The following is a 20,586-nucleotide window of genomic DNA, read 5'->3' as shown; positions in this document are numbered from 1 at the left end:
TAGAAAATTTAAACTGTATATACGTATCAAAAAGATTAAAAAAATAGTATTTCGTTCTCTACTTGGACTAATCCTACTTTTGTTGGTACTTGGTATTTCCCTTACCATGCCATTTGTACAAACAAAAATTGCTCAATATTTTACAAATAGCATCAATAAAGATTTTGGGACTAATATTAATATTGATGAAGTTGCTATATCAATTTTTGGCGGTGTAAAATTTAAAAAAGTATTGATTCGTGATCATCATAAAGATACTTTGATTTATTCCAACAGGATTTCAACGACTATTTTAGAAGGTAAAAAAATGCTCGATGGCGATTTAATCTTTGGCGATTTAGATTTGCATGGGTTACTTTTTAATTTACGAACCTATAAAAACGAAAAACAATCAAATCTTGATAAGTTTATTGCCGCTTTTGAAAAAGGAAAATCATCAAGTAAAAAATTTTTATTAAAAGCGAATACGTTAAAAATTTATGATGGCCATTTTATTTTGACTGATGAAAATCGTGAGAATCCTAAAAACTTAGATTTTACTAAATTGAATGCTTCCGTAACTGATTTTCAAATATACGGCCCGGTAGTTACTACAATAATTAATAAAATGTCATTTTTAGATTTTCGTGGCTTGTATGTTAAAAATTTAAGTTCAAAATTCAGTTATTCAAAAAAGAATATAAAACTGGAAAATCTTGATTTGTTGACCAAAGAATCCACACTGAAAGGAACCGTCTTGTTAAAATATAAAATTGAAGATTTTTCTAATTTTACCGATAAAGTTCAGTTTGACATAAAATTAGCTGCAACATCAATTGCATCTAATGATATTCGTTATTTTTATAAAGAATTAGGGCGGAACCAACATTTTTACACGAAAGCGAGTATTAAAGGGACTCTTAATGATTTAAAGTTTAAAAATTTAGAATTAGTAGATGACCGTAAAACACAAATCAATGGTGATATCAATTTTAAAAATTTGTTTGCTAAAAAAGGACAAAAATTTTCGATGTACGCTAAGTTTGACAAGTTAACTTCCAGCTACGATAATTTAATCGTAATACTTCCCAATATTTTAGGAAACAAATTACCTACTTCTTTAAAAAAGTTAGGAAGATTTACCGCCAGAGGAACTTCGAATGTTTCAACCACTGCTGTTGAAGCTGATTTTTCAATGATTACCGCATTAGGAAAAGTAACTTCTAGTTTACAAATACAAAATATTGATGTGATTGACAAGGCTTCCTATATAGGGAATGTAATTTTAGAAAACTTTGATATTGGGACATTGTTTGATCAGAAAGAGTTGGGAAGGATAAGTTTGAATATTGATGTAGATGGGAAAGGCTTTAAACGAGAATATCTCAATACCGCACTCAAAGGAGATATTAGTCAAATCGATTATAAAAACTACAATTATACTAATATAGTGGTCAATGGAACGCTTAAAAGTCCTAATTATAAAGGTCAAATAACTGTAAATGATCCTAATTTGAGCATGACTTTCGATGGTTTGTTGGATTTAAGTAAAAAAGACAGCCGCTACGATTTTCATATCAATGTTGAAAATGCCGATTTAACTAAACTGAAATTAGTAAAAGATTCTGTTTCTATTTTTAAAGGAGATGTGATCGTTGAAGCATCCGGAAACAATATAGAAAATTTTCAAGGAAATGTTTATATCAATAAAACGTCTTATCAAAACACAAAGGGAATTTACAACTTTGATGATTTTACAATAATTTCCAGTTTCGACCAAAGTAGAATTAGAACCATTACAGTAAACTCTCCGGATATTGTTGAGGGAGAAATTGTAGGTAAATATGAATTCAACCAGTTGGAAAATTTAGTAAAAAATTCTTTGGGAAGTCTCTATACAAATTTCAAACCAAGTAAGGTAAAAAAAGGGCAATTTCTTAAATTTAATTTCTCGATTTATAATAAAATCATCGAAATATTTTATCCTGATATTTCAATCGGTTCTAATACAATAATTAAAGGAAACATAAACTCTGACAATCAAGAGTTTATGTTTAATTTTAATTCACCTCAAATTATAGCTTCTAATAATACCTTTGATAATATCAGAGTTTCGGTAGATAATAAAAACCCACTTTATAATGCTTACATTGAACTGGATAGTATAAAAACAAAATATTATAAAATTCGTGATTTTAGTGTGATAAATGTGACCATGAAAGATACTTTGTTCTTTCGTTCTGAATTTAAAGGCGGACCAAAAGGGCAAGATTACTATAATCTGAATTTATACCACACGATCAATAAAGACAATAATAACGTCGTTGGTATCAGTAAATCGGAAGTTAAATTTAAGGACTATCTTTGGTTTTTGAATGAAAATGAAACGCCAAATAATCAAATAGTTTTTGATAAATCATTTAAAAACTTCAATATTGATAACATCATATTATCTCATGAAGATCAGTCCATTTCATTAATGGGTGCACTTAAAGGCACGAACATAAAGGATTTGAAATTAAGTTTTAAAGACGTTGATTTAAATCAAATTACACCCGCCAATAAGAAGTTTGTTGTGCAGGGAAATATAAATGGCGAGGTAAATTTCAAGCAAAATGACAATGTTTTTCAGCCTACATCGTCAATAGTCATCGATAATTTGAATGTAAATAAAACAGATTTAGGTACTTTGAATTTTGAAATTGAAGGAGATGAAAGCCTTAGAAAGTTCACCATAAATTCTAATTTAGAGAATGAAAATTTTGAATCCTTCAATGCTAATGGAAGCTTTCAAATAGTCAACAAAGAAACTATTCTTGATTTAAAACTAAAATTCGAAAAGTTTAATATCGCCACACTTAACTCGCTTGGTGGGGAAGTTTTATCGAATATTAGAGGTTCTATATCCGGTAATTCCACTATTGACGGCAATCTTAAAAAACCAAATATTAATGGGCGCTTATTCTTGGATGATGCCGGTATAACTATTCCCTATTTGAATGTTGATTATGCATTAAGCAACAATACTATTATTGATCTTACTGATGAAAAATTTCTGTTCAGGAACAATACGCTTACCGACACTAAATACGGAACGATTGGGAAATTGAACGGAAGCATTGAGCATAATAATTTTGCAGATTGGAAATTAGATTTAGCCATTAGTTCCAAAAGACTTTTAGCCTTAGATACTCAAGATAGGGAAGATACAGCTTATTTCGGAACTGCTTTTATTGATGGTGTCGCTACAATCAAAGGGCCAACGAATTCGTTGTTTATAAAAGTTGCCGCAAAATCCGAAAAAGGAACAGCTATTAAAATCCCGATCAATAATGCCGAAAGTGTAAGTGATAATGTTTTTCTACATTTTGTGACCGCTCAAGAAAAATATAATTTAAAAAATGGAATTACTGATAACACCAGAAATTATAATGGACTGGAATTAGAGTTTGATTTTGATATTACTCCAGACGCTGAAGTAGAGGTGATTTTAGACCGAAATACAGGTCATGGAATGAAAGGAAAAGGTTTTGGATCTTTATTGTTTAAAATAAATACTTTGGGGAAATTTAATATGTGGGGAGATTTCCAGGCCTATGAAGGAACTTATAATTTTAAATATGGAGGTCTTATTGACAAAAAATTTGCAGTTAAAAAAGGAGGTTCTATAACTTGGGAAGGGAATCCAATGAGAGCGCAATTAAACTTAGAAGCAGTGTATAAAACAACAGCAAATCCAGCAGTTTTATTAGATAATTCATCCTTTAATACTAAAGTACCTGTTGAAGTAGTTATTGGCATTCGAGGGGATTTGACCAGTCCAGAACCTGATTTTAATATTGAATTTCCAACAGTCAGTAATGTTTTGAAATCAGAAATTCAATATAAATTAAATGATAAAGATGTAAGACAAACGCAGGCCTTGTATTTGTTGTCCTCTGGTGGGTTTTTAAGTCCCGAAGGAGTAAGCCAAGCTGATTTTTCAGGAAGTTTATTCGAGACAGCCTCCAGTATATTAGGTGGAATCATACAATCGAATGATGAGAAATTTAAAGTGGGTCTTAATTTTATTGGTGCTGATCGAAGAATAGGAAAGGAAACAGATGGTCGATTTGTAGCAACAATTTCATCAAAAATAAATGAAAGAATTACTATTAATGGAAAGCTAGGTGTTCCTTTTGGAGGAATTAATGAATCAGCAATCGTAGGAGATGTGGAAATTCTGTATAGAGTTAATGAAGACGGAACACTTAATTTACGTATTTTTAATAAAGAAAATGACATTAATTACATAGGTCAAGGAATTGGCTATACACAAGGTTTAGGACTTTCATACGAGGTCGATTTTAATACTTTTAAAGAGTTTGTCAATAAAATTTTTAAAAATTTAAAAATTGATAGAGCCGTTGCACCGGTTGCACAAGATCAGGATTCGGAGATGTCTCCGGATTATATTAATTTTTATAAACCAAAGAAATCCTCTACAAAGAAAATCAAGAAAAATCAAGAAGGCCTTCTCCCTGAGGAAAACTAATAGACCGTTCAATTAAGAAAAAAAAGTTTGTAATTTAATTAACAAAGCAGTTTAATATTTCCTGCGCTGCATAATTCTAGTACACACCTAGGAAATAATAATTGAGTTTATAAGTTAACAGAAGACAATTCTTTTTTTATATCATGCTCACAAATAGTTAGTATATTGTCATGGTTTTTAATAAAAAAACCAAACTAATTGTTAATTATCAAATAAAAATAGATTATTTTTTGATTTTGTTAAATTAAATCCTTTTTGTTTTGTTTTTGCAAAAACTTATCAACGAAAACGTTTGAATTTAAAGTGCTTTTCTAATTTATTGAAAATGCGGCTTTAAAAGTGCTGAATGTTTGCTAATTTTACACTTTAATACTTAAATAATGCCAAAAACAATAAAAAAAGTTGGCGTTCTAACTTCGGGAGGTGACTCGCCAGGAATGAATGCAGCTATTCGATCAGTAGTTCGAACATGTGCTTATCATAATATAGAATGCATTGGAATATATAGAGGGTATCAGGGAATGATTGAAGGCGACTTTAAAGAAATGGGGCCTCGAAGTGTAAACAACATTGTAAATAAAGGAGGGACAATTCTTAAATCGGCTCGCTCTTTAGAATTTAAAACTCCAGAAGGACGACAAAAAGCACATGAAAACCTTACTAAAGCAGGAATTGATGGTTTAGTCGTAATAGGAGGGGACGGTACTTTTACAGGAGGTCTACTATTCAATACTGAATTTAATTTTCCAGTAATGGGAATTCCGGGAACTATTGATAATGATATTTTTGGTACTAGTCATACTTTAGGTTACGATACAGCTTTAAATACTGTAGTTGATGTAATTGATAAAATTAGAGATACTGCAAGTTCTCATAACCGATTATTTTTTGTAGAAGTAATGGGAAGAGATGCGGGGCACATTGCTTTGAATGCAGGTATTGGTGCAGGAGCAGAAGAAATTTTAATTCCTGAAGAAAATTTAGGTTTAGACAGATTATTAGAGTCACTGCAAAAAAGTAAAGCGTCAGGCAAATCATCTAGTATAGTTGTTATTGCTGAAGGGGATAAAATAGGTAAAAATGTATTCGAACTGAAAGATTATGTTGAAGCTAATTTACCGGAATATGATGTTCGAGTTTCGGTTTTAGGTCACATGCAACGAGGTGGTTCCCCATCCTGTTTTGATAGAGTCTTAGCTAGTAGATTAGGTGTAAAAGCCGTTGAATCTTTATTAGAAGGAAAGTCAAATTATATGGTTGGATTGCAAAATGATAAAGTAGCGTTAACTCCTTTAGAACAAGCGATAAAAGGAAAAACAATGATTGATAGAGAATTATTGAGAGTTTCAGACATTATGTCTACATAAGTGGTTAAAGTTTATTGTGAGGAAAATTAGACTTTAGGTTGAGTGAATAAAAATAAACAAAAAAATTAAAGTAAAATGTCAAAAGTAAAATTAGGAATAAACGGATTTGGAAGAATAGGAAGAATTGTTTTCAGAGAATCTTACAATAGAGATAATGTTGAAGTTGTAGCTATCAACGATTTATTAGACGTAGATCACTTAGCTTACTTATTAAAATATGATTCAGTTCACGGACGTTTCAATGGAACCGTAGAAGTGAAAGAAGGACAACTTTTTGTAAACGGAAAAAACATTCGTATTACTGCTGAAAGAAATCCAGCAGATTTAAAATGGAATGAAGTCGATGTTGATGTAGTTGCAGAATGTACTGGTTTCTTTACAACTATCGAAACTGCAAGCGAGCACATTAAAGGTGGTGCTAAAAAAGTAATTATTTCTGCTCCTTCAGCTGATGCGCCAATGTTTGTAATGGGAGTAAACCATGAATCAGCAAAAGCTTCGGATATTGTAGTTTCTAATGCTTCTTGTACCACAAACTGTTTAGCTCCATTAGCTAAAGTAATTAATGATAACTTCGGAATTGTAGAAGCTTTGATGACTACTGTTCACGCAACAACTTCAACGCAAATGACTACTGATGGCCCTTCTAAAAAGGACTGGAGAGGTGGACGTGCGGCAAACTTAAATATTATTCCATCATCAACTGGTGCTGCAAAAGCAGTAGGAAAAGTTATTCCAGAATTGAACGGAAAATTAACAGGTATGTCAATGCGTGTTCCTACAGCTGATGTTTCTGTAGTCGATTTAACTGTAAAAGTGGCGAAAGAAACTTCTTATGAAGAAATCATGGCGGTTTTGAAAAATGCTTCTGAAACTACAATGAAAGGTATTTTAGGGTATACTGAAGATTTAGTTGTATCGCAAGACTTTATTTCTGATTCAAGAACATCTATCATCGATGCTAATGCTGGAATTGGATTGAACTCTACTTTTTTCAAAATCATCTCTTGGTATGATAATGAATATGGTTATTCAAGCAAATTAATTGATTTATCTGTACATATTGCAGGTTTAAAATAATTCTTTATATTTACCAATCCCGTTATATATTCTATATTAACGGGATTTTATTTTTTGTTCCATTTTTTAAATGCAAATTTTTTCTGCCCGTATTTTAAATTAGAAAAACGAAATACAAAAAACCAAAAAAACCAAAAAAAAATGAGATTATTAGTTGATAGTGGCTCTACTAAGGCCGATTGGATTGCGATAGATGATGCCGGAAAAGTATTGTTTACCACACAAACATTAGGATTAAACCCTGAAATTCTAGAGGAACATGAGATTATTGAACGTCTAAATGATCGTTTTGATATTCTACAAAATAAAAAGAACGCTACCCATTTGTTCTTTTATGGAGCGGGTTGTGGAACAGAAGGAATGAAGATTATGCTTTCACAAATTTTTCAAAATTATTTTCCAAATGCAATTATTGCAGTTCATGAAGATACGTATGCAGCAGTTTACGCTACAACGCCTAAAGGTGAAAAAGCGATTGTTAGCATATTAGGTACGGGATCAAACTGTAGCTACTTTGACGGAAAAGAATTGCATCAAAAAGTACAATCACTCGGATATATTGTTATGGATGATTGTAGCGGTAATGTTTTTGGAAAAGAATTAATCAGAAAGTATTATTTCAATAAAATGCCAAAAGAATTAGCGGTAGAATTTGAGAAATTGTACGATTTAGATCCTGATGCTATTAAAAGTAAATTGTACAAAGAAGCGAATCCGAATGCGTACTTAGCAACATTTGCAAAGTTTTTAATTCAGCATAAAGATACTGAGTTTTGTAAAAAAATAATTTTCAAAGGAATGAAATCGTTTGTAAAAAATTATATCAAACAATATGATAATTGCAAAGAAGTGCCTGTTCACTTTGTAGGATCCATTGCCTTTTATTTGAAAGATGAATTGCAAGAGACATTTGATAAATATGAATTAAAGTTAGGTAATGTACTTAGAAGACCTATTGATGGTCTTATCGCGTATCATATTGCCAACAAATAAAAACAGGAAGAGCAACGTACTCAATTAAAGTACCGCGATCATTGAAATTTCTATATTTACATTTTTTGGCAAACCTGCCACTTGAACCGTTTCACGAGCTGGAGCGGTTTTTTCGTTAAAATAAGAACCATATACCGTATTTATTTTTGCAAAATCATTCATGTCGATAATGAATATCGTTGTCTTTACAACATTTTCAAAGGTCATTCCTGCTGCTTCAAGTACAGCTTTCATGTTTTGCATAACTTGCTCTGTTTCTGCTTCAATACGGTCAGTAATCAATTCTCCTGTTACAGGATTAATTGCAATTTGACCAGAAGTATACAGCGTATTTCCTTTAAGAACGGCTTGGTTGTAAGGTCCTATTGGAGCCGGAGCATTTTCGGTAAGAATTATCTTTTTCATAATACTGTGTTTTTTATATAAGTAAATAAGTTAACAATCTATTATCGGTTTATGGTACTTCGTTTATCCCATTTGATATCACTAAGAACACCAGATTTTATTCCGATAAAGAAGCCCCAATTGGCATTGGTACCAAAAGGTGACCAGTTAAAATCCATTCTCCAACTCAATAAATCCCGCTCAAAACGTAGTTGGGTAAAAGTAACTCCTTTTTGTACAAAATCAAAACCAGTAGACACTCCTGCTTTCCATTTTGGAGTTATGTCAGCATTTGCTGAAACCATTATCGAATTCCCAATAATTTTATTCTCTCTATTGTTATTTCCGTACGTTAAAGAATAGGCAAATGTCATGTCCCAAGGTAATTTTGAATTAAAAAATTCCGAGATTTTATCTTCCCCTTCGTCTTCTTCCTCCTCTTCAAATTGGCTTCTTCGGTTATCCCCTAAATCGGTATTTGTTCCAAATAAATCATCGGGACGACCTCCATTTCGTTGACTTTGGACATTTTTATCTTTTTTGTTATCATCCTGCCCTTTACTCGAAATGGAATAATTTAAGGTCATATTAGAACTGGTCATTCTAAAAAGACTTCCACCATTGTCAATGTTAAAAACATTAATTCGGTTTCCAGAATTATCAATGCCATAAGGATCTAATGTTGCTCCAAAATTGACATTCATTTTGTTATCTAATAATGTTGTTCCGCCGCTAACTCTTATTGGAGACAAAGCAAGTGTAGTTACACCATCGGCATCAAGATTATAACTAGTGGACAAGTTTAAGTTATTAAGAAGCATTATTTTTTTAGGTTCCACTTTAGTACTGTCTTTATCTGTAACTTTTGCTTCAAAAGTATTACTTAAATCAAAGCCTAATGTATTGGAATTATTTAATCCGGGAGCACCAAAAATTCCGCTTTCAAATCTTGAATATTGCTTTATCATGGTTCCGGATGCATCTGAAGCATAAGTATCATAATATCTCTCAAAACTAGGAGTATAACCATAGGAAACAGATGGTCGCATCACGTGCCTTATCGATTTTATTTTTTTGTCATTGCCAAAATTAAAAGTTCCATATATTGTAGTTCCTACGCTAGAGGAGAAGGAGTATGTTCGAAAGGCATCAAACCCATTTAATGTTTTGTCAACAACTTTGCTTTGGTCAGTATCAAAACTTCTTTCAATTGTTTTGGTATACCAAATTTCTTCATAGTTCATAGAGGTTGACGCACTAAAATATTTAAATAGTTTAAAATTAGTACTTAATGGAATGCTGTGTTGAAAACCAACTTTAGCATCTCTAAACATTTGTGGTTTGAAAAATAAGGAATCAGTTGTTACTATACTGTTTCTAGCATTTAAATTGTATTGTAAATTGATGTTTTTGAAAAAGCCTTTTTTAACTCCATCTTTCCCTACAAAAGGATAAACCCTGTCAACACTTAATTGAAGGGTTGGTAAAGTCATATTAATTTCTTCTGTTTGCGTATTTTGTGAATGTGTTGCCGTCAAAGACATTCTGACTTGCGGAACGGTTGTGAAGGTTTTTGAATACGATATAGAAGAACTTAATGTATTATTAAGATTCGATCCTATATTAACCTGATTGATGGATTGCTTAAAATACTTACTGCTTCCAAGATTTACAGAGGCTGAAAAACTGGAATTGGGATTTGATTTAGAGTCTTTGGAATGAGACCATTGGATGTTATAAATATTTTGTTTCAAATAATCAGGATATCCTCTTTCACTTGTTATCAAATTTTCGAATCGAACGTTTAGGTTTCCCCTGTAACTGTATCGTTTAGCATAACTGGACTCAAAACGCAACCCGTAACTTCCATTGGTGTAATAATCTCCTAAAACAGTTAAATCATAATTATCGCTTAGGGCAAAATAATATCCTAAATTCTGAAGCGAAAATCCTCTGTTATTGGAGTCATTATAACTGGGCAAAATCAACCCTGAAATACTGGTTTCTTTACTCATGGGAAAAAAAGCAAACGGTAAAGCTATAGGAGTTGGCACGTTTGCGATAACCATATTAGTCAATCCGGTAACTACTTTTTTACCCGGAATAAATTTTACTTTATTAGTTTGAAAATAATATTCGGGATTGTCTACGTCTTTCGAAGTCGTGAAACGAGCCCCTTTTAAAAAATAAACAGAATCATTTTCTTTTTTAGTAACAGCGGCTTTAATTTTAAATTCTCCTTGATCTGATCTGGAATTCCAGATTAAAGCTTTTTTTGTTTTAAAATTAAAACGAATAGAATCGGGCTCTATTACATTTGCACCCTGTTTAAAATTAGGGTATTGTGTGTAAGCACCGGTTGAATCTTTGATACGTCCAGCATAGACTTCATTTTTTTCATAATCCATTACGATTATCCCCGACTTCAATTCGATATCCTGATAGTACAATTCAGCTTTGTCGTAAAGAGTAATAATTTTTTTCTTCTGATCGATTTTAGCATACTGTTCTGCTTTGTATCTTACCTTGCCGTCCAGAAATGCTTTTGCAGGTTTGATACTGTCTATTTTAATCGTATCAGTTTCTTTTTCAACAGTTAAAATGGGGGTTTTATTCTGGTTAACACTTTTTTTTGTGCTATCTATTTGTCTGTTAGTGGGTATAGCGCTCTTTTTTTTTGATATATCTTGAGAATATAATTTACCAGACCCTAATGACAGGAAAATTGATAATAAAACGATATTAAATAAGTTTGTATACAAAGGTTTTAATGCTATTTTTGTAAAATTATGGCCTGTTTTTTGACATGTCAAACTTACATATTATTTTTTGTCAAAAATAGTCAAATAAATAAATTTATAACAGTAGTGTTTTAATTAAATTAACTTACAGCTTTATGCACAACACACATAAAATTAAAATAATAATACCTTTTATTTTGATATTATTTTCGCTAATGGGGTATAGCCAATCCAATAAATTTAAAGTAACATTAGATGCGGGTCACGGAGCACATGATTTTGGCGCTGTTTATGAAGGTCGTATCGAAAAAAATATTGCTTTGACAGTGGTTTTAAAAGTTGGAAAAATATTAGAAGCGACCCCACAAATGGATGTTATCTACACTAGAAAAACCGATGTGTTTATTGATTTAATTGAAAGAGCTAATATTGCCAATAGGTTCAATGCTAATATTTTTGTTTCAATCCATTGTAATGCCAATAGAAATACGGCGGCCGATGGTACTGAAACGTATGTGATGGGTTTGAGTAAAGTGGCATCAAATCTTGAGGCTGCAAAAAAAGAGAACTCTGTAATAACATTAGAAAAAGATTACAAACAAAAATACGAAGGGTTTGACCCCAATTCTCCCGAGACTATGATAGGAATGACCTTAATGCAAGAGGAATATTTAGACAACAGTATTTCATTGGCTAGTAAGGTTGAAGATGCTTTTGCTGATTTAGGAAAAAAAATACGAGGAGGAGGAGTAAAACAGGCCCCTTTTATGGTGCTTCATAAAGCATACATGCCGAGAGTATTGATAGAAATGGGTTTTATTTCAAATACATTTGAAGGAAATAAATTAAATTCAGAGGAAGGTCAAAATGAAATTGCCAAAGCTATCGCAGACGCAATTATCAGTTATAAAAAAGAATATTTTGGCAGTGGTGAAACTGAAATTTTTGAGGAAAGACCTTCGCAAAAAATTAATGAAAAACCAATAAAAGATACGGTCACTCCTGCGAAACCAAAAATGATTTCACAAGCTGCATCAGAGTCACAGCAAGTAAAAAAAACAGTTGATAATTCTAAACCTTTATTTAAAGTGCAATTGATGGCTACTAGTAAAAGATTAGAATTAGCACCAAAAAATTTTAATGGGCTAAAAAATATTTCTGTTGCGTATGAAAAAAGGGTTTATAAATATATGTACGGAGAAACCTCCGATTATGATGAAGCAAAGAAGCAATTAAACGAGGCAAGAACAAAAGGATATGATTCTGCATTTTTGATTGCATTTATAAACGGAGAAAAAGTGAATATTCAAGACGTAATTAAATAATTATCGCTTATCTTTTTTTATATTAAATTTGTAAAAAAATACTTATATTTTGAAAATAATCAAAGGATTCAAAATCGTAATTGTAGCCCTATTTCTATTTTTTTGGTCAATTGCTTTTTCTCAATCCAATCAAAAGTTTATTGTAATTTTAGATGCGGGTCACGGTGGTAAAGATCCTGGCAATTCCTATCATGGTTTTGTTGAAAAAGAAATTGCACTGAAAACGACTTTAATATTAGAAAAATACCTTAAAAAAGATCCCAATATTCAAATTGTACATACCAGAAAGTCAGATGTTTTTATAGAATTAAAGGATAGACCTAAAAAAGCAAATAGTATTGATGCTAATCTATTTGTTTCTATACATTGTAATTCTGTTTCTAGTCCAATTCCCTTTGGCACAGAGACTTTTGTAATGGGTTTAGCAAGAAGTAAAGGTAACTTAGAAATTGCAAAACAAGAAAATTCAGTAATATTATTGGAGAAAGATTACAAGCAAACCTATAAGGGTTTTGATCCTAAGAATCCTGAAACTTTGATTGGATTAAAAATTCTGCAAGAGGATTATTTAGATCGAAGTATAAATCTAGCTTCAAAAATTGAGCGTAATTTTAAAAATAAATTGCACCGAAAATCAAGAGGTATAAAGCAGACTCCGTTATGGGTTTTGGATGCCGCCTACATGCCAAGTGTATTGATTGAACTGGGTTTTTTATCTAATAGCGACGAAGGACGTTATTTAAATTCAGTGGAAGGGCAAAATAATATGGCAGAAGCAATTGCATCAGCTATTATCGCGTACAAGAAAGAATATTTTGAAACTCAGTCCAGTGATAATTATGATGAGCTTACGGCTAATAAAGTAATTAAAAATGGAATAAAAGATACGTCGAAGAATTCTAAATCAAAAGGAATTACAGAAAAACGAGACCTAAAAACACAAAATTCTGATGTGGTTTTTAAAGTTCAATTTGCCGCCGGAAATACAAATATTAAACTGAATCCATCAAATTTTAAAGGATTAAAAAATGTTTCGATGACTACAAGCAATGGGTCTTTCTTTAAGTATACATATGGCTTAACAGCAAACTATATTACTGCAAAAGAGGATTTGAAAGTTGTTAAAACCAAAGGATATACTTCAGCGTATATAATTGCAATTAAAGAGGGAAAGAATATAAGTATTCAAGAAGCGCTTAAATAATTACAACAAGTCAAATATTTTATATTAAATTTGTAAAAAATACTTAAATTTTGAAAATAACACGAGAAATTAAAACTGCTATCTTAGTAATTGCATCGATTTTATTATTTATCTGGGGCTACAGTTTCTTGAAAGGAAGAGACCTTTTTACTAATTACAAAACATTTTTTGTAGAATATAAAAGCGTAGAAGGTTTAGCCACATCTGCACCGGTAACACTAAATGGATTAGTTATTGGTAAAGTTAACAGTATAATAATTGATGAAAGCACAGGTGTATTATTGGTGGAATTACAATTAAAAACGGATTTCCCAATTTCTAAATCAAGTACCGCATCGATTTATGAGCCTGGATTTATTGGAGGAAAACAAATTGCAATAATTCCTAATTTTGATGATAAAACATTAGCTGTTGATGGTCAAAAATTGCAAGGTGGCATTAAATTAGGGTTGACTGATAAAGTGGGCGATCAATTAGCACCCCTTCAAGAAAAACTAGAAAAGTTATTGGGAAGTACTGAAAAATTGATTTCAGGATTGAATAATGTTTTGGACCCAAAAGGGCAGCAGGATTTAAAACTGACGTTAGCGGAACTGAGTAAAACCATTGAACAATTTCATAAAGTTTCATTAAGCGTTAATACTTTATTAGACGCAAACAAAACGCAAATTAATGGCGTTGTTACAAATTTTAATAAAATTTCCGGAAATTTTTCTAAAATATCTGATTCGCTGGAAAAAGCTGATTTAGGCAAATCGGTAAAAAATCTAAATGCAACTTTAGCTAGAGTCGACGGTATTATGAGCGGTTTAGAATCCGGTAAAGGTTCTATGGGCAAATTATTGAACGATGAAGCTTTTTACCAAAACATTAAAAGTTCTACTAAAGAATTAGAATTATTATTGCAAGATGTTAGACTTTACCCTACAAGATATATAAATGTTTCTTTGTTTGGAAAGAAAAACAAGCCTTATGTTGGTGCTGTAAACGATTCTATCCCTAAGTAAAAAATTAGCAATTATGAGCTATTTAGACAATATTTTATTTGCCATTCTTTTAGTAATTGGTTTCGGTTACTTTTATATTAATGTTAAAAAAATAATTAGAAATATAAATCTCGGAACAGATGTAAATCGTTCCGATAATCCAAAAGCACGATGGACTAATATGACCATGATTGCTCTTGGCCAATCTAAAATGGTCAAAAGACCTATTGCCGGAGCATTGCATATTATAGTCTATGTAGGTTTTGTAATTATAAACATAGAATTACTAGAAATTATTATTGATGGACTTTTTGGAACTCATCGTGTTTTTGCTTTTTTAGGAACTACCTATGATGTCCTGATCGCTTCTTTCGAAATTTTGGCTCTTTTAGTTTTAGTTGCAGTAGTTGCTTTCTGGAGCAGAAGAAACATTATTAAACTGAAGAGATTTGTAAGTTCTGACCTAAAAGCGTGGCCTGAAAGCGACGCGAACTATATCTTATATTTTGAGGTAGTTCTAATGACATTGTTTTTATTAATGAATGCTTCTGATTTACATTTACAGCAAGTTCCTGGAGGATTTTCACATTTTATTAAAGCAGGTATATTCCCAATAAGTCAATTTATTGAACCATTATTTAATGGAATGTCTAATGAACTAGTGATGCTTCTTTCCGAAATATTCTGGTGGTTGCACATTACTGGAATTTTGATTTTCATGAATTACTTGTATTTTTCTAAGCATCTGCACATATTATTGGCGTTTCCAAATACGTATTTTGCAAATTTAAAACCTCAAGGACAGTTTGATAATTTAGAATCCGTTACCAAGGAAGTAAAACTAATGATGGATCCCAACGCTGATCCGTTTGCGGCAGCGCCAGTGGATGAAAATGCAGTTCCAAGTAAATTTGGAGTCAGTGATGTTCAAGATTTAAATTGGATTCAGCTATTGAATGCGTACACCTGTACGGAATGTGGTCGTTGTACTTCATCTTGTCCTGCGAACATAACAGGAAAAAAATTGTCTCCTCGAAAAATTATGATGGACACCAGAGATAGGCTGGAAGAAGTAGGGAGAAATATTGATGCTAATAAAGGGGTCTTTATTCCGGATAACAAAACATTATTGAACGATTATATTACACCAGAAGAGCTTTGGGCCTGTACATCGTGTAATGCTTGTGTAGAGGAATGTCCGGTAAACATTAATCCGCTTTCAATTATTATAGATATGAGACGCTATTTAGTAATGGAACAAAGTGCAGCACCAATGCCAATAAACGCGATGATGGCTAATATAGAAAATAACGGAGCACCTTGGCAATACAATCAGCAAGATCGATTGAACTGGAAAAATGAATAGTTCCCCACCCCAGCCCTCCCCGAAGGGGATGGAGTTAAAACTGGAAAGCAGGAGTAAATAATAACAATGCAATAATAATTTTAAATCATACAAAAACAATCTAGTAACACATTCCAATCTCGGCTCCCTCCCCTTCGGAGAGGGCTGGGGTGGGGAAAATAACCGAATTAACAAGATAGTATGTCAGAGAATTTAATAGTGCCAACTATGGCCGAAATGTTAGCTCAAGGGAAACAACCAGAAGTTTTATTTTGGGTAGGTTGTGCAGGAAGTTTTGACGATAGAGCAAAGAAAATAACGAAGGCATTTGTTCGAATTTTAAATCGTGCCAATGTTTCTTTTGCCGTTTTAGGTACAGAGGAAAGTTGTACCGGTGATCCTGCAAAAAGAGCGGGTAATGAGTTTTTGTTTCAAATGCAAGCCATGATGAACATCGAGGTTTTGAATGGATACGAAGCAAAAAAAATTGTTACAGCTTGTCCGCATTGTTTTAATACACTAAAAAATGAATATCCGGAATTAGGCGGAAAATATGAAGTGATTCATCATACTGAATTTTTGAAATCGTTGTTAGATGATGGAAGATTAACCATTGAAGGAGGACAATTCAAAGGAAAACGAATTACTTTTCATGATCCTTGCTACTTAGGAAGAGCCAATAATGTGTACGAAGCGCCAAGAGAGTTAATTCTTAAATTGGATGCTGAACTAGTAGAAATGAAGCGTTCTAAAGCAAACGGTTTATGTTGTGGTGCCGGTGGTGCCCAAATGTTTAAAGATGCTGAACCTGGAAATAAGGAAATCAATGTTGAAAGAACCGAAGACGCATTAGAAACAAATCCAGAAATTATTGCTGCGGGCTGTCCTTTTTGCAATACGATGATGACAGATGGTATTAAAAATAAAGAAAAGGAAAGCCAAGTAAAAGTCATGGATATTGCGGAATTGATTGCTAATGCACAAGACTTATAAATCAATAAAAAATTACGAATTTTGATTTTCTAGATCAAAATTCATAACTCATAACTCATAATAAAGATGTTTGTTCCATTTGAAAATTTACCCGAAGAATCTAGAATTTGGATTTATCAGTCAAACAGAAAATTTTCGGATGCCGAGTTTTCTGAAATAGAAACTGCCTTGCAATCCTTTCTTGAAGGTTGGGCAGCACATGGCACCAGTTTAGAATCAGCGTATCAGTTAAAATACAATCGATTTATCATTATTGCCGTAAATCAGGATGTACAACCAGCAACAGGTTGTTCCATCGATTCCTCTGTGGAATTTATCCAAAGCTTAGAACAAAAATATACGGTTGATTTATTGGATAAAATGAATGTTACATTCAAACTTGGAGAGCATATTGCCCACAAGCCTTTGATTGATTTCAAGAAAATGGTAAAAGATAAAGCGGTTACTGAGAACACAATCGTTTTCAATAATTTAGTTAATAATATAGAAGAATATAATGAATCTTGGGAAGTTCCTGCCATCGACAGCTGGCACAGTCGCTTTTTTTAAACAAAATAGTTCAATGAAAAAAATAGACGTCAAAATTGTTTTATTTTATGTCTTATTTCTTTTTGTTGCTGCGAGTTGTGTTGGTACAAAAACGAATAAGAATAAAGTAATTGTAAGCAACATTCCGTCCAAAACTGCCAATTTAGACAGTATCAAATCTAGCAATACCCCCAGACTTTTTGAATTATTGCCCCAAGGTACTAAATGGGTCGATAGTGTTTATAATGCAATGACTTTGGAGGAAAGACTAGGACAATTGTTTATGGTTGCTGCTTATTCTAATAAAGATACCGTACACTCCAACGCGATAGATAAACTGATTCAGGAAAGCAAAATTGGAGGATTGATTTTCTTTCAAGGTGGTCCAGTTCGCCAAGTTAAATTAACCAACCGTTTTCAATCATTGTCAAAAACACCCTTATTTATAGGTATTGATGCCGAATGGGGTTTGGGTATGAGACTGGATTCTACTTACAGTTATCCTTGGAACATGACGCTTGGAGCCATTCAAGACATGAGATTATTGGAGAAAGTTGGTGTGCAAATGGGCACACAAAGCAAACGATTGGGTTTGCATTTTAACTTTGCGCCAGTTTTAGATATAAATACAAATTCCAGAAATCCCATAATAGGTTTTCGCTCTTTTGGCGAAGATAAATTCAAAGTTACGGAACGGGCAATTGCTATAATGAAAGGTGTTCAGAGTCAAGGAGTATTTTCTACCGGAAAGCACTTTCCTGGTCATGGCGACACTGAAATAGATTCTCACAAAGGATTACCTACCATTAATTTTTCTAAAGAAAGGTTGATGGAGGTAGAGCTTTATCCGTATAAAAAAATGTTTCATGAAGGACTTTCATCTGTTATGGTGGCGCACTTAAACGTTCCCAGTTTAAAGTCAAGACCTAATTTTCCCTCTTCGATTTCTTATCCTATTGTAACCGATATTCTTCAAAAAGAATTGGGATTCAAAGGACTTATCTTTACCGATGCTTTGAACATGCAAAGTGTAAATACCTTTAAATTGCCAGGCGAAATTAATTTTGAAGCTTTTATGGCTGGAAATGATGTGTTATTATTTCCTCAAGATGTACCACTGGCAATTGAAAAATTTAAACTTGCCTATTCAGCTAATTTATTTTCTGAGGAAAGATTGGCTTTTTCGGTAAAAAAAATATTGAAATTCAAATACAAAGCAGGCTTAAACTCTTATAAACCAATTGTTACAGAAAATTTATATAACGATTTAAATTCATCTGAAAATGATGCTTTACAGTATGAATTGTATGAAAATGCAGTTACTGTTTTGAAAAATACTGCGGCAGTTTTACCAATTAAAAATTTAGACAAAGAAAAAATAGCCTATGTAAAAATAGGAGATGATAGCAATGATGCTTTTATCTCAACTTTAAAAAAATACGCTGAAGTTACAGTAGTTGAAGATGCAGATATCGACAGTTTACAAGTGAAATTGCAACCGTTTACAACCGTTATCATTGGATATCACAAATCAGATGTGGCTTTTCGAAATGATGATTTAAAATCAAATGAAATATTTAAGATCAAATTTTTAGCCAAAAATAATAATGTAATTCTAGATATTTTCGCAAAACCTTACGCGTTATTACCCATTACAAATTTTCTTGATATTGAAGGATTGGTAGTTTCTTATCAAAATAGTGCGATTGCACAAATTGTGTCAGCAGAACTAATTTTTGGAGCGATTGAAGCAAAAGGGAAATTACCGGTTGCTATCAATACTAGTTTTAAGGTCAATCATGGATTGTCAACCGAGAAATTAAATCGCTTGGGATTCACTACTCCTGAAAATGTGGGAATGAACGCTGCTATTTTATCAAAAATTGATGCCATTGCAAATAAAGCGATTGATGGTAAAATGACGCCTGGAATTCAGGTTTTGGTAGCCAGAAAAGGAAAAGTTATTTATCAAAAATCATATGGACATCATACCTATGATCAAACGATTGCAGTTCAAGATTCAGATATTTATGATGTTGCATCGTTGACAAAAATTCTGGCTACGTTGCCCAATGTTATGTTGCAGTACGATCAACAAAAAATAAATATGGAGAGTACATTAGGGTCGATGTCTCCCATTTTTAAAGATTCTAATAAAGCGAATATTAATTTCAAGGATTTATTGTCACATTATGCAGGACTTGCCGCAGGAATTCCATTTTACAAAGCGACAATGGATAAATCGAAATTTCCATCGGAAGTTTATTTTAGGAAAGTAGCAGAAGAACAGTTTTCTAAACAATTGGCAGACAGTCTTTTTATAAGAAATGATTTTAGCGAAACAATCATGAAAATGATTGTTAAGAGTAAAATTTCATCTGAGAAGGAATACAAGTACAGCGATCTTACTTTCATGATTTTGAAGGATTATTTAGAAAAAACAACGGGTAAAACATTAGATGTTTTGATTCAAGAGAATTTTTACCGTTCACTAGGAATGAATAATTCAAGTTTTAATCCATTGACTAAATTTGATAAAAATAGAATTCCTCCAACAGAATCAGATACGTATTTCCGCCATCAACTTCTGCAGGGATATGTCAATGATTTGTCAGCTGCGCTAGAAGGCGGTGTTTCTGGTCACGCAGGTGTTTTTTCGAATGCTATGGATGTGGCTAAAATAATGGAACTTTATCTGCAAAAAGGAAATTATGGGAATCAGCAATATTTTTCTGAAAAAACATTTGATGATTTCAATACCTGCTATTTTTGTGACGCCGGAAATAGGAGAGGTGTTGGTTTTGACAAACCACAATTGGGCACTAAAGGACCTACATGCGGCTGTGCTTCAATGACGAGTTTTGGTCATACTGGTTATACCGGAACAATGGCTTGGGCTGATCCTGAAACGCAAATCGTTTATGTGTTTTTATCTAATAGAACTTTTCCAATTGCAGGTGAAAATAGATTATCGAAAGAAAATATTCGGGAAGATATCCAAAGGATAATTTATGAAGCGATTATAAACTAAGCAAAATGTTACGGAATAATAAAATAGTCCAAATGAAATTATAGCCAATTTCATTTGGACTATTTTTTTTAACGTGATTTTGTTAGAAGTATTTAG

13 protein-coding genes are annotated in these 20,586 nt (G+C 32.4%); 11 read left to right on the top strand and 2 right to left on the bottom strand.

Going from position 1 to position 20,586, the window contains the following annotated elements; genetic code table 11:
• Positions 1-106 precede the first annotated feature (106 nt).
• The 4 genes from ACNQGJ_RS16350 to ACNQGJ_RS16335 all read left to right on the top strand — a co-directional run bounded on the left by ACNQGJ_RS16350 (position 107) and on the right by ACNQGJ_RS16335 (position 7,953).
• The gene (locus tag ACNQGJ_RS16350; protein WP_417971885.1) at positions 107-4,513 is read left to right on the top strand and encodes a translocation/assembly module TamB domain-containing protein; all 4,407 of its coding nucleotides are present in this window, start codon (positions 107-109) and stop codon (positions 4,511-4,513) included.
• Between the two features lie 380 nt (positions 4,514-4,893).
• On the top strand, positions 4,894-5,880 hold the full coding sequence (gene pfkA, locus ACNQGJ_RS16345; protein WP_417971883.1) for a 6-phosphofructokinase: 987 nt from the start codon (positions 4,894-4,896) through the stop codon (positions 5,878-5,880).
• 75 nt (positions 5,881-5,955) lie between these two features.
• Complete coding sequence (gene gap, locus ACNQGJ_RS16340; protein WP_417971881.1) at positions 5,956-6,960, top strand: type I glyceraldehyde-3-phosphate dehydrogenase; 1,005 nt, start codon at positions 5,956-5,958, stop codon at positions 6,958-6,960.
• Between the two features lie 141 nt (positions 6,961-7,101).
• Positions 7,102-7,953, top strand: coding sequence for an N-acetylglucosamine kinase (locus ACNQGJ_RS16335; RefSeq protein WP_417971879.1), 852 nt, complete (start codon positions 7,102-7,104; stop codon positions 7,951-7,953).
• Positions 7,954-7,977: 24 nt separating this feature from the next.
• Here the strand turns inward: ACNQGJ_RS16335 and ACNQGJ_RS16330 are convergent, their stop codons facing one another.
• Positions 7,978-8,358 (bottom strand): RidA family protein, encoded by a 381-nt coding sequence (locus ACNQGJ_RS16330; RefSeq protein ID WP_417971877.1) that lies wholly within the window; start codon positions 8,356-8,358, stop codon positions 7,978-7,980.
• Between the two features lie 41 nt (positions 8,359-8,399).
• A complete protein-coding gene (locus ACNQGJ_RS16325) occupies positions 8,400-11,150 on the bottom strand; it encodes a putative LPS assembly protein LptD (RefSeq protein WP_417971875.1) in 2,751 nt (916 codons plus the stop codon).
• An 83-nt stretch (positions 11,151-11,233) separates the two neighbouring features.
• Here ACNQGJ_RS16325 and ACNQGJ_RS16320 point away from each other — a divergent pair, with 83 nt between their 5' ends.
• From ACNQGJ_RS16320 to ACNQGJ_RS16290, 7 genes are all read left to right on the top strand, one after another.
• Complete coding sequence (locus ACNQGJ_RS16320; RefSeq protein WP_417971873.1) at positions 11,234-12,403, top strand: N-acetylmuramoyl-L-alanine amidase family protein; 1,170 nt, start codon at positions 11,234-11,236, stop codon at positions 12,401-12,403.
• Positions 12,404-12,452: 49 nt separating this feature from the next.
• Positions 12,453-13,607 carry an N-acetylmuramoyl-L-alanine amidase family protein gene (locus ACNQGJ_RS16315; protein ID WP_417971871.1) on the top strand — a complete coding sequence of 385 codons (1,155 nt, stop codon included), beginning with the start codon at positions 12,453-12,455 and terminating at the stop codon, positions 13,605-13,607.
• A gap of 50 nt (positions 13,608-13,657) precedes the next feature.
• On the top strand, positions 13,658-14,614 hold the full coding sequence (locus ACNQGJ_RS16310) for an MlaD family protein (protein ID WP_417971869.1): 957 nt from the start codon (positions 13,658-13,660) through the stop codon (positions 14,612-14,614).
• A 13-nt stretch (positions 14,615-14,627) separates the two neighbouring features.
• Positions 14,628-15,959, top strand: coding sequence for a 4Fe-4S dicluster domain-containing protein (locus ACNQGJ_RS16305; protein ID WP_417971867.1), 1,332 nt, complete (start codon positions 14,628-14,630; stop codon positions 15,957-15,959).
• A gap of 180 nt (positions 15,960-16,139) precedes the next feature.
• Positions 16,140-16,931, top strand: coding sequence for a (Fe-S)-binding protein (locus tag ACNQGJ_RS16300; RefSeq protein ID WP_417971865.1), 792 nt, complete (start codon positions 16,140-16,142; stop codon positions 16,929-16,931).
• A 66-nt stretch (positions 16,932-16,997) separates the two neighbouring features.
• Positions 16,998-17,480 carry an ABC transporter ATPase gene (locus ACNQGJ_RS16295; protein WP_417971864.1) on the top strand — a complete coding sequence of 161 codons (483 nt, stop codon included), beginning with the start codon at positions 16,998-17,000 and terminating at the stop codon, positions 17,478-17,480.
• Positions 17,481-17,493: 13 nt separating this feature from the next.
• A complete protein-coding gene (locus ACNQGJ_RS16290; protein WP_417971862.1) occupies positions 17,494-20,490 on the top strand; it encodes a glycoside hydrolase family 3 N-terminal domain-containing protein in 2,997 nt (998 codons plus the stop codon).
• The last annotated feature ends 96 nt before the right edge of the window (positions 20,491-20,586 follow it).

The organism is Flavobacterium cryophilum (assembly GCF_048286555.1).
Taxonomy (GTDB): domain Bacteria; phylum Bacteroidota; class Bacteroidia; order Flavobacteriales; family Flavobacteriaceae; genus Flavobacterium.
This window is presented reverse-complemented; position numbering and strand designations above follow the sequence as displayed.

Excerpts from the sequence above, each read along its gene's own strand:
- ACNQGJ_RS16350 (WP_417971885.1), top strand. The coding sequence starts at position 107 with ATGCCATTTGTACAAACAAAAATTGCTCAATATTTTACAAATAGCATC.
- pfkA (WP_417971883.1), top strand. The coding sequence starts at position 4,894 with ATGCCAAAAACAATAAAAAAAGTTGGCGTTCTAACTTCGGGAGGTGAC.
- gap (WP_417971881.1), top strand. The coding sequence starts at position 5,956 with ATGTCAAAAGTAAAATTAGGAATAAACGGATTTGGAAGAATAGGAAGA.
- ACNQGJ_RS16335 (WP_417971879.1), top strand. The coding sequence starts at position 7,102 with ATGAGATTATTAGTTGATAGTGGCTCTACTAAGGCCGATTGGATTGCG.
- ACNQGJ_RS16330 (WP_417971877.1), bottom strand. The coding sequence starts at position 8,358 with ATGAAAAAGATAATTCTTACCGAAAATGCTCCGGCTCCAATAGGACCT.
- ACNQGJ_RS16320 (WP_417971873.1), top strand. The coding sequence starts at position 11,234 with ATGCACAACACACATAAAATTAAAATAATAATACCTTTTATTTTGATA.
- ACNQGJ_RS16305 (WP_417971867.1), top strand. The coding sequence starts at position 14,628 with ATGAGCTATTTAGACAATATTTTATTTGCCATTCTTTTAGTAATTGGT.
- ACNQGJ_RS16300 (WP_417971865.1), top strand. The coding sequence starts at position 16,140 with ATGTCAGAGAATTTAATAGTGCCAACTATGGCCGAAATGTTAGCTCAA.
- ACNQGJ_RS16295 (WP_417971864.1), top strand. The coding sequence starts at position 16,998 with ATGTTTGTTCCATTTGAAAATTTACCCGAAGAATCTAGAATTTGGATT.
- ACNQGJ_RS16290 (WP_417971862.1), top strand. The coding sequence starts at position 17,494 with ATGAAAAAAATAGACGTCAAAATTGTTTTATTTTATGTCTTATTTCTT.